This window comes from Novosphingobium sp. Sphag1I (genome assembly GCF_056279125.1).
In genome coordinates this window covers 182,077-194,607 of the sequence record NZ_JBWBQS010000006.1, presented here as the reverse complement: position 1 = coordinate 194,607, position 12,531 = coordinate 182,077, and the positions used below count along the sequence as shown (strand labels likewise).

The window sequence follows — 12,531 nt, the reverse complement described above, 5'->3', positions numbered from 1 at the left end:
GGCCCGCCCCCGGTTTATCAGGCCGCTGCGGGCGCGGAGATTTCCGGCAGGGCGGTCAGGACTTCCTCTGCCTCGGTTCGCGCCAGCCAATCGGGGCTGACCCAGAGGCGGCGCACCGTCAGATCCGGGTTGACGATCAAAACGGCGGGTTGATCAATTTCATAGGAATAGGTGCCCAGCGTGGCCCCGATCCAGCTCTCGCCCGGGTTTACGGCCGGTTGATCGAGCGGCAGAAAGGTAATCCCCAGCGCGCGGGCAAGCGCATAATCGGGGTCGGCCGCCACCGGAAAGCTCAGGCCATGGCGATCCGCCATGCCGGGGTCCACCGGGTTTTGCGCGCTGACCGCGATCAGCGGAATGCCAGATGCCGTGAGCGGCGCGGCCAGGGTTTCGTCATAATAGGGCAGAGCGATGTTGCACGCCGGGCAACCGCCAAAGCGGAAAAAGATCAGCACCGCCGGACCATGCGCCACCAACAGGGACAGCGCGAATGAAGCCCCATCCCGATCGATCAGCCTGACATCGGGCAGCCGATGGCCCGATTGCGCCACGGCGGCGGGATTAAAGGCGGCGACCAGAGCGGCGCGTTGCTGGGCATTTTTGGTCAATTGTTCGGGCGGCCATGTACGCTCGCGTTCGGCCTGAAGCTGGGCAAAGCGTTGGGCAAGGGTTTTGATGGTCATGGGGCATGGGCCTCTTGCGGTTGAAGGCCCAGACATAGGTCCATATGCCGGCCGCTCGACAGCGAGAAGCGCATCGCCCCGCTTGAGGATAATTTATAAGGCTTCGGCCTGCGTCCCCGCCACCACCTCGCGCAACAGCGTGGCCAGACGGGCGGTGGCGCCCTCCAGACCGGGCGCGGATTGCAACACGCAGGACACACGCGGAAGGGCCGCAAGCCCGTTGATCTCCAGCGGCGTGTCTTTCAGAAACAGATGGGTGCGGCAAGTGATGCCCAGCCCTGCATCCACCGCCGCGCGCAGGGTGGTGAGGTTGGGCGTTTCGACCGTTATCCGATAGGGGATGCCTGCGTCCTCCAACGCCCGTATCGCCGCCTCGCGAAAGCGGCAGGGCGGCTCGAGCACGGCCAGCGGCAGGGTGGGCAGGGAAAGCAGGTCATGCTTGCCATACCACGCCATATCGGCATGGGCGATGGCATGGGGGTCATTGCCCGCGGCAAAGCCCAGCACAATGTCGAGCTGGCGCCGCTCCAGCATGGAGAGCAGTTCGGCGGTGCCCGCGATGCGCGAATAGATCTGGGCCTCTGGATGCAGTTCGGCAAATTGTGCCAGCAGGCCGGAGAGCAGCGTTTCAGCAAAATCCTGTACCATGCCGATGCGCGCGGGGCCTGCAAAATGGCCCGCTGTCACCATCCTCACCGCTTCATCATGCAGGATCAGCACTTTGCGCGCATAGTCCAGCATCAGTTCGCCCGCCTGGGTCAGGATCAGGCGGCGGCCATCGCGGTGGAACAGGCTTTGTTGCAGCAATTCCTCCAGCCGTTTGATCTGTAAAGACAGCGCGCTTTGCGTGACAAACACCTTTTCCGAAGCGTTGAGCATCGAGCCAGTGTCAACAATGGCAACGAAGCTGCGCAGCAGATTGGTGGGCAGATTGACGGGCATCGGGAATCCTTGCGTATAGAGCGGCGTTTTTTGGCACAGGGCATAAACTCAATCAAAGTAGTAGAGATAAGAGGGGGGCAAGCAATTCTATCGCCACGTCGAAAAGCGCTGATTTTCGCGGATCATGCGCGGTTTATGAGCAAGGCTGATAGGTTATGAGGCAAACTCAATTGAATGAGTAGAGTTTGTGAGGCTGTGCTGGGGCCGTCATCACATCGAGTCTGCCCATGTCCATTTTCACCTCTCCCACTTTTGCCACTATCCATAAACGCCTGGCCCTTTCGCATTGGGTTTCCCCGCTCGCCTTTCTGGCCTTGTGGGAGGCCGGATCGCGTGTTGGCCTGATCCCCGAGCGCACGCTGGCCGCACCATCAGAAGTGGTGGCCACGCTGTTTGGCATGATCGTTTCGGGCGAATTGCCGGACAATCTGTTTGTCTCTTTCCTGCGCGTGGCGGTGGGCCTGTCCATTGGCGTGTCGTTTGGCATTGTGCTGGCGCTGGTGGCGGGCCTGTCCAAAAAAGGCGAGGCGGCGGTCGACCCGATCATGCAGATCAAGCGCACGATCCCCACGCTGGCGCTTACGCCTTTGTTCATCGTGTGGTTTGGCATTGGCGAAACGCCCAAGGTGGCGCTGATCGCCTTTGCCACGATTTTTCCGGTCTATTTGAACCTCTATGCCGGCATTCGCGGGGTGGACGTGCGGCTGATCGAGGGCGCACGCAGTTTCGGCCTCTCGAAGGCCGAGGTGATCTGGCATGTCGTGCTGCCGGGCGCGCTGCCTGCGCTGTTGACCGGGCTGCGCTATTCGCTGTCGGTTTCGATCCTTGTGCTGGTGGTGGCCGAACAGATCAACGCCTCGGCGGGGCTGGGCTATCTGGTCAACAATGCGCGCGACTTCATGCGCACCGACATCATCGTGGTCTGCCTGCTGGTCTATGCCGCGCTGGGCCTTGGCGCGGATGGGCTGGTGCGCCTGATCGAGCGTCGCGCGCTGGCATGGCGCCCCTCGCTGGTCGAAGCCTGAAAGGATAATCCCCCATGGAAGCGCAATTGACCTATCTGGATTTCCGTGCCGAGACGGCTTCTGCTCCGGCGGCGCGACGCGCCCCTCGCGGCCTTGTGCGCCTGCGCCAGTTCACCCGCCAATTTGGCCGGAATACCGTGATCGACCGGCTCGATCTGGATATTGCGCCGGGCGAATTTGTTGCGCTGCTGGGCCGTTCGGGCGGGGGCAAGACGACCTTGCTGCGCACGCTGGCGGGGCTTGATGATCCGGGGGATCAGGACGTCGTGGTGCCGCAAAGCCGCGCCGTGGTGTTTCAGGATGCCCGCCTGCTGCCGTGGAAGAAGGTATGGCGCAATGTGGCGCTGGGCCTGAAGGGCGCCAATGTGCGCGAGCGAGCGCAGGCCGCGCTGCGCGAGGTGGGGCTGGGCCACCGGCTTGACGCATGGCCGCTCACGCTTTCGGGCGGCGAGGCGCAGCGCGTGGCTTTGGCGCGGGCCTTGGTGCGCGAGCCGGAACTGCTGCTGCTCGACGAACCCTTTGCCGCGCTCGATGCGCTGACCCGTATCAAGATGCATGGGCTGGTGCTGGAACTGTGGCGTCAACACCGCCCCGCCGTGCTGATGGTGACGCATGATGTGGACGAGGCGGTGGCCTTGGCCGACCGTATCATCGTGCTGGATGCCGGCCGGATCGTGGCCGAGGAGCGCATCACCGCCGAGCGCGGCCAGCGCGGCGAGGTGGGCCGCCATCTGCGCCAGCGCCTGCTGGGCCATCTGGGCTGCGAAGTGCCCGAAGGCGAGGAGCTTTCCGCCGTCGATGTGGGCGCCAACCTTGTGCCTTTTCCGCAAGGGGGCGAGGCATGAGCATCACCCGCCTGCGCGATTTTATCACCTCGCTGGCGGCCCTGCTGGACCGGACACAGGATGAGGAGGTGATCCTTGCCGAGGGCGGAGCGCTGTTGGCGCAGCTGGTCGCCCATGACGACTGGCTTCCGCAAGCCTATGCCGCGCCTTCGCCCGAACGCTATCAGCAATATCTGCTCCATTGCGACAGCCGCGAACGCTTTTGCGTCGTCTCCTTCGTCTGGGGGCCGGGGCAGGGCACGCCGATCCATGATCACACGGTCTGGGGCTTGGTCGGTATGCTTCGAGGGCAGGAAAACGCCCGCAATTTCCGCCGCCAGAGCGATGGCTCACTGGCCCCGGAAGGGCCTCCGCTTCCGCTCTTGCCCGGCGAGGTGGAGGCCCTGAGCCTGGCGCGCGGCGACATCCATCAGGTGTCGAATGCGCTGACGGATCAGCCCTCGATTTCGATCCATGTCTATGGCGGCAATATCGGCGCGGTGCGTCGCTCAACCTTCACGCCGGATGGCGCGGCGCGGCCCTTCATCTCGGGTTATGCCAATGCCAGCCTGCCTAATCTGTGGGATCTCTCCAAATGACTGTTACGCCCCATGATGTTCGCAAGGCGTTGATCGCGCGCGAGGAAATCGCGCTGATTGACCTGCGCGAGGAAGCCGAATTCGCGCTGGGCCATCCGCTGTTTGCCGCGCAAATCCCGCTGCGGCGCATCGCGGCCGAGGCCGAATGGCGGCTGCCGCGCAAGGATGTACCGATTGTCGTCTATGATAATGGCGAGGATCTGACCGAAGCCGGGCTGGCCCATTTGCGGGCACTGGGCTTTACACAGGTCGATGCGCTGGCAGGTGGCCTTTCGGGCTGGCGCGCGGCGGGTTATGAGCTGTTTGAGGATGTGAACAGCTATTCCAAAGCCTTTGGCGAGCTGGTCGAACACCGCCGCCATACGCCCAGTCTGCCCGCGCAGGATGTCTATGCGCTGATTGAGGAAAAGGCCGATATCGCCATTCTCGACGCGCGCCGGTTCGATGAATATGCCACGATGAACATTCCGGGCAGCCTCTCCAGCCCCGGCGCCGAACTGGTGCTGCGCGCCCGCGCGGCGGCGCCCGATCCCGACACCACGATCATCGTCAATTGTGCGGGCCGCACGCGCAGCATCATCGGCGCGCAATCGCTGGTCAACGCTGGCCTGCCCAACCGGATCTATGCGCTGCGCAATGGCACGATCGGCTGGACTTTGGCGGGGCAGGAACTGGAAACCGGACAACAGCGCCGCGCCGACTTGCCCGAGGGCGCGTTCATCGACGAGGCCCGCCAAAAGGCCCGCGAGGTGGCCTATCGCGCGGGTGTCAAGCGGATCGATGCGGCGGAACTGGCCCTTTTGCGCGCCGATACCGCCCGCACGCTTTACCAATATGATGTCCGCCTGCCCGAGGATTATGCCGCAGGCCATCTGCCCGGTTTCCGCAATGCGCAGGGCGGGCAACTGGTGCAGGAAACCGACCATTTCGTGCCCGTGCGCGGCGCTCGCCTTGTGCTCTGCGATGATCTTGGCCCCCGCGCCGATATGACCGCCTCCTGGCTCGCCCAGCTTGGCTGGGAGGTCTATGTCCTCGATGGCGGGCTGTCCGGTGATCTGGAAATCGGCCCCGATGCCGCCCCGCCCCCGCGCGGGGCCGAGGGCCGCTACAAGCGCCCCTATGAAGGCACCGACAATGCCCAGGCGGCCATGCAGGCCTATCTCGACTGGGAATATGGCCTCGTCGCCCAATTGGAGCGCGACGGCACCCACGGCTTTTTCGTCATCTAAAAACCCCGTTTCCAAGGAGCAACCCTATGGCAACCGTCTTAGAACGTACCGTGGCCGATACACGCCCCGGCGGCATATCCGATGCCGAATGGCAGACCCGCGTCGATCTGGCGGCTTTCTACCGTATCGCGGCCATTTATGATTATGATGATTTCCTCTACACCCATATCACCGCGCGTGTGCCGGGGCCGGATCATCATTTCCTGATCAACCCTTTCGGCCTCACCTTTGATGAAATCACCGCCTCCAGCCTTGTGAAGGTCGATCTGGACGGCAATATCATCGGCCAGAGCGATTATGGCATCAACTATGCCGGCTATGTGATCCATTCGGCCATCCATGCTGTGCGCGAGGATGCGCAGTGGATCGCCCATTTCCACACCCGCGACGGGATGGGGGCCTCGGCCCATGCCGAAGGGCTGCTGCCGCTCTCGCAGCGCGCGCTCTATATCATCCCGCGGCTTGGCTATCACGATTACGAAGGCGTGGCGCTCAATCTGGACGAGCGCGAGCGGTTGCAGGCCGACCTTGGCGCGGACAAGCAATTTCTGCTGCTGCGCAACCATGGCACGCTGGCGCTGGGCCGCACGGCGGGCGAGGCATGGGCGGCGATCTATCAGCTGGAAGAAGCCTGCAGCGCGCAGGTGGCGGCTCTGGCGGGCGGGCGCGACCATGCGCTGCTGGCGCCCGATTTCGCGATCGAGGAGGCCAAGCGCCAGATTGCCGCGCCTCCTTCTGCCGCGCGCGCCGCGCAAGGGGCCAAGAGCCATGGCGAACTCGTTTGGGAGGCCGTGCTGCGCAAGGTGCAGCGGACCCTGCCCGGTTTTGACATTTAAGGAACGCACAAATGACCAACAAACGCCAACTTCGTCTGGGTTTCATTCTGCATGGCGTCGGCCCCGGCTGGGACGACTGGCGCCATCCCGACGCGCAGGTCGATGCCTCCACCAGCCTGCCCTTTTACAAGCGACAGGCGCAGGCGGCGGAAAAGGGCCTGTTCGATTATCTGTTCATCGCCGACAGCGTTTCGATCAATGCCCGCTCCAGCCCGCATTATCTCAACCGTATCGAGCCGCTCACCATGCTTTCCGCGCTGGCGGCGGTGACGGATCACATCGGTCTGGTGGGCACCTCGACGGTGACTTACAACGAACCCTATAATCTGGCCCGCCAGTTTGCCTCGCTCGACCATATCAGCGGGGGCCGCGCTGGGTGGAATGTCGTCACCTCTTGGCTGGAGGGCAGCGCGGCCAATTATGGCAAGGCCGAACATCTGGGCCATGACACGCGCTATCGTCTGGCGGCGGAATATCTCGATGTCGTGCAGGGCCTGTGGGACAGCTGGGAAGATGACGCGCTGGTGCGCGACAAGGCCAGCGGCCAGTTTCTTGACCCCGACCGCTTGCATGAACTCAACCACAAGGGCGAGTTCCTCTCGGTCAAGGGGCCGCTCAACATCTCGCGCAGCCCGCAGGGGCAGCCGGTGATCTTTCAGGCCGGATCGAGCGAAGATGGCCGTAATTTCGCGGCCAAAAGCGCCGAAGCGATCTTCACCCATCAGGAAGATATTGAGGAGGCCAAGCTCTTTTACGCCGATGTGAAATCGCGGGCGCGCGGTTTTGGGCGCGACCCGGAAAAGCTGTTCATCGTGCCCGGCGCGCGGCCCATTATCGGCAGCAGCGAGGAGGAAGTGGCACGCCTGCAGGAGGAACTCTCCAGCCTCGTCACGCTGGAAAATGCGTTGCGGGCGCTGGGCCGCTCGTTCAACGATCATAATTTCAGCGTCTATGACCCCGATGGTCCTTTTCCAACGCAAGTGGCCGATGAGGGGCTGAAATCGAACCAGTCGGCCTCGCTGCGGGTGCTGGGCTGGGCCAATCAGGGGCTGACCCTGCGTGAAATCGCCTTGAAAGTGGCCACCCCGCGCAACCATTTCAGCGGCACGCCCGAACAGATCGCCGACAAGTTCCAGCTCTGGCTGGAAAGCCGTGCTTCGGACGGGTTTAACCTGTTTGAATCGCTGCCCGGTCAATTGGAAGTGTTCGTCGAACAGGTCGTGCCGCTGTTGCAGGCGCGCGGCATTTACAAGACCGGCTATGGCGCCACCTTCCGCGAGACGCTGGGGCTGGACAAGCCGGTCAACCGTTACACCGCGGCCCGCAACGCGCGAAACGCGGCATAAACATTGCGGCGCGCGGGCCACAGATGCCCGCGCGCCGTCTATTCACAAAACTCAAGATGGCGCGGCCATGCTTCATTGGCCGCATCACGGCGGGAACGTTAGACGTCCGGCAAAATCTCAACAAAAAGGATAGAGTATGAAGATCGCCGATGGGCTGCGCGCCATCCTGTTGGGTGGGGCCGGTCTTGCCATCGCCGCGGTGCCACAACTGGCCTGTGCGGAAGATGCCGCCCCCGTGCCCTCCCCCGTACCCTCCGATGCGCCCGCCGATGCCAAGGATATTGTCGTCACCGGCCTGCGCGGCATTCCGCGCACCGTCACCGACAGCCCCGCGCCCATCGAGGTGGTGGACGGCGCCAAATTCGCCCAGACCGGCAGCGTGGGCCTGACCGAAGGGCTGACCAAGCTGCTGCCCTCGCTCAATTTTGGCGCCAATGACGCGGGCTTCTTTTCGGTGGTGCGCAATATCAACAATCGCGGGCTGGCCTCGGCCTATACGCTGGTGCTGGTCAATGGCAAAAGGCGTCACAATTCCAGCCTGATGGCCAATGCCGCGCCCAAGGACACCAGCGGCGCCAATTCGCCCGACCTCGATCTGATCCCTGGCATTGCCGTAGGCAAGGTGGAATTGCTGAAAGATTCCGCCGCCGCACAATATGGGTCGGACGCCATCGCGGGCGTGTTCAACCTCAATCTGGACCACAGCTTGGGCTTCAAGGCCGATTTCACCTATGGCGAAAGCTATAATGGCCGGGGCGACCGTTCCAGCTGGAAGGCACAGGCCGCCTATGGCCATGAACTGGGCGATGGCGGCTATGTGCATATCGCGGCGGATCTGCGCTTTCGCGGCATGAACTGGTGGACGCTGCTGGCCACGGACACCAACGCCTATGGCATACCCGCGGGCAAAACGGCGGCGGGCGTGGCGGCGGCCAGCGGGCTTTCGCTGGCACAGGTGAACAGCAATATCGCGGCGGGCGCGGCGCAAAATGCCGCATGGAGCCGCGATGGCGCACACAATGGCGACCCCAAGATTGCCGCCCATGACATTGCGCTGACCGCTGCCTTGCCGCTGGGCGGGGTGGAGGCCTATGGCTTTGCCACCTATTCGCACCGCACATCGGCGGTGGGCAACAATTATCGGCGCGCCAATGGGACGGCCAATTTTTCGGCCATTTATCCCGATGGCTATTACCCGGTCATCAATTTCAACGAACATGATTTTGAAGCCACACTGGGCCTGCGCGGCAATCTGGGCGCGTGGCATGTCGATCTGTCCAGCGATTATGGCAAAAACCGCAACCATGAATGGTCCGGCGTCAATCTGCGCCCGGCGCTGGGGCCGACCAGCCCAACCTTCTGGCCCAATCTGGCCACGTTTGAAACGCGCCAATGGGTCAACAATCTGGATGTGACGCGCGATTTCGATGTCGGCCTGTCGGCGCCGATCACGCTGGCTCTGGGCGCGGAATATCGCGAGGATGCCTTTCAGACCTGGGCGGGCGACAAATTGGCATGGCAGGAGGCCAGCTATTTCTACAAGGCGGGCGACCAGACCTATGACTGGAATGTGGGCGCGCTGGCCTCGCCGGTGGTGCAGGGCGCCATCGTGCTTTCGGACAGCGATGCGCAAAGGACCAGCCGCCATGTTTCGGCGCAATATGTCGATGTCACGATCAAGCCGACCGAGAAATGGCTGGTGGATGCGGCGGTGCGGGCCGAACAATACAGCGATTCTTCGGGCAATCCGCTCTCGGTCAAGCTCAACTCGCGCTATGATTTCACCCCCACGCTGGCCCTTCGCGGCACGGTGGGCACAGGCTTTCGCGCGCCATCGCTGACCCAGACCGGCTATACCCAGACCGATGGGCGCACCTCGGTCGTCTCGGTCAATGGCGTTTCCGTGTCGCAGCCCAGCGTGGCCAAGCTGGTGAATGCCAATTCGGCGCTGGGCCGGGCGCTGGGGGCGCAGCCGCTCAAGGCCGAGCGCACGCTCAACGCCGGGCTGGGGCTGGTCTTTGCCCCGCAGCGCAATCTCAGCCTGACGCTTGATGGTTATTGGATCCGTATCCACAACCGCATCGAACGCTCCGGGCGGCTTTATGGCGGCGGGATTGATGCGATCCTGAATGCCAATGGCGTTTCGGGCAGCGGCATTCAGGCCGAATATTTCTTCAACGCCGCCAACACCACCACCTATGGCGTGGATCTGGTGGCCGACTATCGGCTCGATCTGGCCCGCTTGGGCAAGCTGAACCTGACGGCGGCCTTTGACTATAATAAGACCAAGCTGGATTGGGTGGCGCCGCTGCCGGCTGCGCTTGCCAATGTGGCGCTGTCGTCCGGCTCGGTCTTTTTCGGGGGCGACCGGCGGGGCGAACTGACCTCGCTCAACCCCAATGTAAAGCTGACCTTTAATGGCGCATGGCAAAAGGGCATTTTCGCGGTCAATGCGGGGACCACGCTCTATGGCGCCTATTGGTATCGTCAGGCCAGCGGCGATGATCGCCATTTCGGCCCGCGCTGGATCACCGACGCCAGCGTTTCGGCCAAGGTGACCCGCTTTGCCACGTTGCAAGTGGGCGCGACCAATCTTTTCAATGTGCGCACCGAATTGAACGGCCCCGGCAGCCCGCAGACCGGCCAAGGCTATTACGGCCCGGCGCCCTATAACACCAATGGAGGTTATTATTATGGACGGCTCGCGCTTGCTTTCTGATCGGCGCGGCTTTCTGGGTGGCATGGTGGCCAGCCTCGGCGTTTTGCCGGGGCTGGCGGCCTGCCATCGCGGGGCCAAGGGGCTGGTGCTGGGCGATCAGGTGCATCTGGTGCAGGGGCGGCTGGAGGCGGCCAAGGCGCTGGACGGCGTGACCTATCCGATCACATGGGCCAGCTTTCAGGGCGCGGCCCCCTTGCTGGAGGCACTGAACGCGGGGGCGGTGGATACGGCGCCTGCGGGCGATCTGCCGATTGTGCTGGCCGCCGCTGCCGGGTGCCGGTTGAAAATCGCCGCGATCGGCCAATTTGCGCCCGAAGCCATGGCGGTGATCGTGCCGGGCGGCTCGTCCATCGCGCGCGTGGCCGATCTGGCGGGGCGGCAGGTGGTGGTCTCCACCGCGCGCGGCTCGATCTCGCATTATCTCTTGCTGGAAGCCTTGCGCGAGGCGGGGCTGAAGCCCGATCAGGTGAAGATCAGCTTCATGCCCCCGGTGGAGGCGGCCAGCGCCTTTGCCAATGGCCAGATTGCCGCATGGGCCACTTTCGGCGTCTATCAATTGCGCGCCGAGGCAGCGGGCGCGCGCATCCTTCGCGATGGGCGGGGTATCGGGCCGGGCTATTCGGTGATCGCGGTAAGCGAGGCGGCGCTGGACAATCCGGCCAGGCGCGAAGCCCTGCGTGATGTGCTGCGTCGGATGGCGCGGGCCGATGGCTGGTGCGCGCAGCATATGGATGATTATGCCGCGCTTTATGCTCGCCAGACCGGTGTGGATGCGGCGCTGGTGGGCCGGTTGGTGCGCCGGCAGACACCGGGGCTGCGCGCGCCCGATGCGGCTTTTTTGGCCAGTGTGCAGCGCGCGGCGGATCGGTTTTACAGCGATTATGGCGTTTTGCCGCGCCGGGTGGATGTGGGCGCATTGGTGGCGCCCGGATTGATGGAATAGTCGGCGGCGGCGGGGGATGTCCCCTGCCGCCGCATCTTCTTACTCCGCCGCCGTGGCCATGGGGGCGGCGTTGCGATTTTCCGGCACGGGAATGCCCAGATGGCCGCGCAGAGTGTCGGCCTCATAGCGGGTGCGGAACAGGCCGCGCTGTTGCAGGATCGGAATCACGCGCTCGCGGAAGATCTGGAAATCGCGCGGATTGGTGACGCGCAGGTTGAACCCATCGGCGGCGCGGCCGGTGAACCAGCGCTCGATCTCGTCGGCAATGGTTTCGGGCGAACCGATAAAGGGCGATCGCCAGCGCCCCAGCTCCCATGCGGCCTGTCGCAGCGTATAACCTTTTTCGCGTGCGATGCGGATGATCCTTTCGGCATGGCCCTTGTAACTGTTGAGCGTCACGCCCGACAGGTCGGGGAAGGGGGCGTCAAGATCATACTGACGGAAATCGTGATAGTTGAAGGCGCGGCCCAGGCCCACCAGCAGCTTGTCGATGCTGAGCGCTTCCTCCTGCGCGGCATGCAGGCGCTGGGCTTCCTCGTCGGTGTCGGCGATGGTGGGAAACAGGCCGGGCAGCACAACGATATGATCGGGATTGCGCCCCAGCGCGGCGGCGCGGGATTTGAGATCAGCGTAATAGTGCTGGGCGCTTTCGATGTCCTGCGCGGCGGCAAAGGTGCCCTCGGCAATCTGGGCGCCCAGGTTGCGGCCTGCATCGCTGTCGCCCGCCTGAAAGATCACCGGCTGGCCCTGTGCGCTGCGTTCCAGCGCCAAGGGGCCATCGACGCGGAAAAATTTGCCCTTGTGACCCAGCTTGTGCTGCTTGACCTTGTCGAGGAACACGCCGCCCGCCTTGTCGCGCGGAAAGGCGTCATCCTCATAGGAATCCCACAATCCCTGCACCACGCGGACGAATTCCAGCGCGCGGTCATAGCGTTCGGCATGGTCGAAATGTTCATCACGGCTGTAATTACGCGCCGCGCCCTCAAGCCCGGTGGTGACGACATTCCACCCCGCGCGGCCACGGCTGATATGGTCGAGACTGCCGAACTGGCGCGCCACATTATACGGCTCCCAATAGGACGTCGTCAGCGTGCCCACCAGACCGATCCGGCTGGTATGCGTGGCCAGCGCCGAAAGCAGGGTGAGCGGTTCAAGCCGGTTGAGGAAATGGGGCGCGGTGTCGGGGGTGATATAGGGGCTGTCGACAATGAACACGAGGTCGAAGAGCGAGGCTTCGGCCTTCTTCGCATTCTCGATATACCAGTCGATGTTGATGCTGGCGTCCGAAGGCAGCGCCGGATCGCGCCAGCCATTCTGATCGGTGCCCACGCCTTCAAGAATGGCGCCGAAGTGAAGTTGGCGGGTTTGGGGCATGATGGATCTCC

11 protein-coding genes are annotated in these 12,531 nt (G+C 63.5%); 8 read left to right on the top strand and 3 right to left on the bottom strand.

What is annotated here, in order from left to right:
• Nucleotides 1-17: 17 nt before the first annotated feature.
• Both ACZ9HU_RS09175 and ACZ9HU_RS09170 read right to left on the bottom strand, forming a co-directional pair.
• Nucleotides 18-683 (bottom strand): peroxiredoxin-like family protein, encoded by a 666-nt coding sequence (locus tag ACZ9HU_RS09175; RefSeq protein ID WP_476104397.1) that lies wholly within the window; start codon nucleotides 681-683, stop codon nucleotides 18-20.
• Nucleotides 684-776: 93 nt separating this feature from the next.
• Nucleotides 777-1,625, bottom strand: coding sequence for a LysR substrate-binding domain-containing protein (locus tag ACZ9HU_RS09170; protein WP_476104396.1), 849 nt, complete (start codon nucleotides 1,623-1,625; stop codon nucleotides 777-779).
• Nucleotides 1,626-1,852: 227 nt separating this feature from the next.
• Here ACZ9HU_RS09170 and ACZ9HU_RS09165 point away from each other — a divergent pair, with 227 nt between their 5' ends.
• The 8 genes from ACZ9HU_RS09165 to ACZ9HU_RS09130 all read left to right on the top strand — a co-directional run bounded on the left by ACZ9HU_RS09165 (nucleotide 1,853) and on the right by ACZ9HU_RS09130 (nucleotide 11,146).
• The gene (locus tag ACZ9HU_RS09165) at nucleotides 1,853-2,650 is read left to right on the top strand and encodes an ABC transporter permease (protein ID WP_476104394.1); all 798 of its coding nucleotides are present in this window, start codon (nucleotides 1,853-1,855) and stop codon (nucleotides 2,648-2,650) included.
• Nucleotides 2,651-2,664: 14 nt separating this feature from the next.
• Entirely contained in the window at nucleotides 2,665-3,495 is an 831-nt protein-coding gene (locus ACZ9HU_RS09160) for an ABC transporter ATP-binding protein (RefSeq protein ID WP_476104393.1), read from the top strand.
• Nucleotides 3,492-4,073, top strand: coding sequence for a cysteine dioxygenase family protein (locus ACZ9HU_RS09155; protein WP_476104391.1), 582 nt, complete (start codon nucleotides 3,492-3,494; stop codon nucleotides 4,071-4,073). The genes ACZ9HU_RS09160 and ACZ9HU_RS09155 overlap by 4 nt, the downstream gene beginning before the upstream one ends.
• Nucleotides 4,070-5,302 carry a rhodanese-like domain-containing protein gene (locus tag ACZ9HU_RS09150; RefSeq protein ID WP_476104390.1) on the top strand — a complete coding sequence of 411 codons (1,233 nt, stop codon included), beginning with the start codon at nucleotides 4,070-4,072 and terminating at the stop codon, nucleotides 5,300-5,302. Before ACZ9HU_RS09155 ends, ACZ9HU_RS09150 begins: the two co-directional genes overlap by 4 nt.
• A gap of 26 nt (nucleotides 5,303-5,328) precedes the next feature.
• Nucleotides 5,329-6,138: a class II aldolase/adducin family protein gene (locus ACZ9HU_RS09145; protein ID WP_476104388.1), complete on the top strand. Its 810-nt coding sequence runs from the start codon at nucleotides 5,329-5,331 to the stop codon at nucleotides 6,136-6,138.
• A gap of 11 nt (nucleotides 6,139-6,149) precedes the next feature.
• Nucleotides 6,150-7,484, top strand: a complete 1,335-nt coding sequence (locus ACZ9HU_RS09140) for an LLM class flavin-dependent oxidoreductase (RefSeq protein WP_476104387.1) — start codon at nucleotides 6,150-6,152, stop codon at nucleotides 7,482-7,484.
• Nucleotides 7,485-7,620: 136 nt separating this feature from the next.
• Complete coding sequence (locus ACZ9HU_RS09135; RefSeq protein WP_476104385.1) at nucleotides 7,621-10,203, top strand: TonB-dependent receptor plug domain-containing protein; 2,583 nt, start codon at nucleotides 7,621-7,623, stop codon at nucleotides 10,201-10,203.
• Complete coding sequence (locus ACZ9HU_RS09130) at nucleotides 10,178-11,146, top strand: ABC transporter substrate-binding protein (RefSeq protein ID WP_476104383.1); 969 nt, start codon at nucleotides 10,178-10,180, stop codon at nucleotides 11,144-11,146. Before ACZ9HU_RS09135 ends, ACZ9HU_RS09130 begins: the two co-directional genes overlap by 26 nt.
• Nucleotides 11,147-11,185: 39 nt before the next feature.
• On the opposite strand, the gene ACZ9HU_RS09125 is transcribed toward ACZ9HU_RS09130, so the two are convergent.
• On the bottom strand, nucleotides 11,186-12,520 hold the full coding sequence (locus tag ACZ9HU_RS09125) for an LLM class flavin-dependent oxidoreductase (protein WP_476104381.1): 1,335 nt from the start codon (nucleotides 12,518-12,520) through the stop codon (nucleotides 11,186-11,188).
• Nucleotides 12,521-12,531: the final 11 nt, after the last annotated feature.

What these genes read in the sequence shown, in the direction of transcription:
- ACZ9HU_RS09165 (WP_476104394.1), top strand. Translation starts at nt 1,853, where the DNA reads ATGTCCATTTTCACCTCTCCCACTTTTGCCACTATCCATAAACGCCTG.
- ACZ9HU_RS09125 (WP_476104381.1), bottom strand. Translation starts at nt 12,520, where the DNA reads ATGCCCCAAACCCGCCAACTTCACTTCGGCGCCATTCTTGAAGGCGTG.
- ACZ9HU_RS09175 (WP_476104397.1), bottom strand. Translation starts at nt 683, where the DNA reads ATGACCATCAAAACCCTTGCCCAACGCTTTGCCCAGCTTCAGGCCGAA.
- ACZ9HU_RS09135 (WP_476104385.1), top strand. Translation starts at nt 7,621, where the DNA reads ATGAAGATCGCCGATGGGCTGCGCGCCATCCTGTTGGGTGGGGCCGGT.
- ACZ9HU_RS09145 (WP_476104388.1), top strand. Translation starts at nt 5,329, where the DNA reads ATGGCAACCGTCTTAGAACGTACCGTGGCCGATACACGCCCCGGCGGC.
- ACZ9HU_RS09160 (WP_476104393.1), top strand. Translation starts at nt 2,665, where the DNA reads ATGGAAGCGCAATTGACCTATCTGGATTTCCGTGCCGAGACGGCTTCT.
- ACZ9HU_RS09150 (WP_476104390.1), top strand. Translation starts at nt 4,070, where the DNA reads ATGACTGTTACGCCCCATGATGTTCGCAAGGCGTTGATCGCGCGCGAG.
- ACZ9HU_RS09140 (WP_476104387.1), top strand. Translation starts at nt 6,150, where the DNA reads ATGACCAACAAACGCCAACTTCGTCTGGGTTTCATTCTGCATGGCGTC.
- ACZ9HU_RS09130 (WP_476104383.1), top strand. Translation starts at nt 10,178, where the DNA reads ATGGACGGCTCGCGCTTGCTTTCTGATCGGCGCGGCTTTCTGGGTGGC.
- ACZ9HU_RS09155 (WP_476104391.1), top strand. Translation starts at nt 3,492, where the DNA reads ATGAGCATCACCCGCCTGCGCGATTTTATCACCTCGCTGGCGGCCCTG.
- ACZ9HU_RS09170 (WP_476104396.1), bottom strand. Translation starts at nt 1,625, where the DNA reads ATGCCCGTCAATCTGCCCACCAATCTGCTGCGCAGCTTCGTTGCCATT.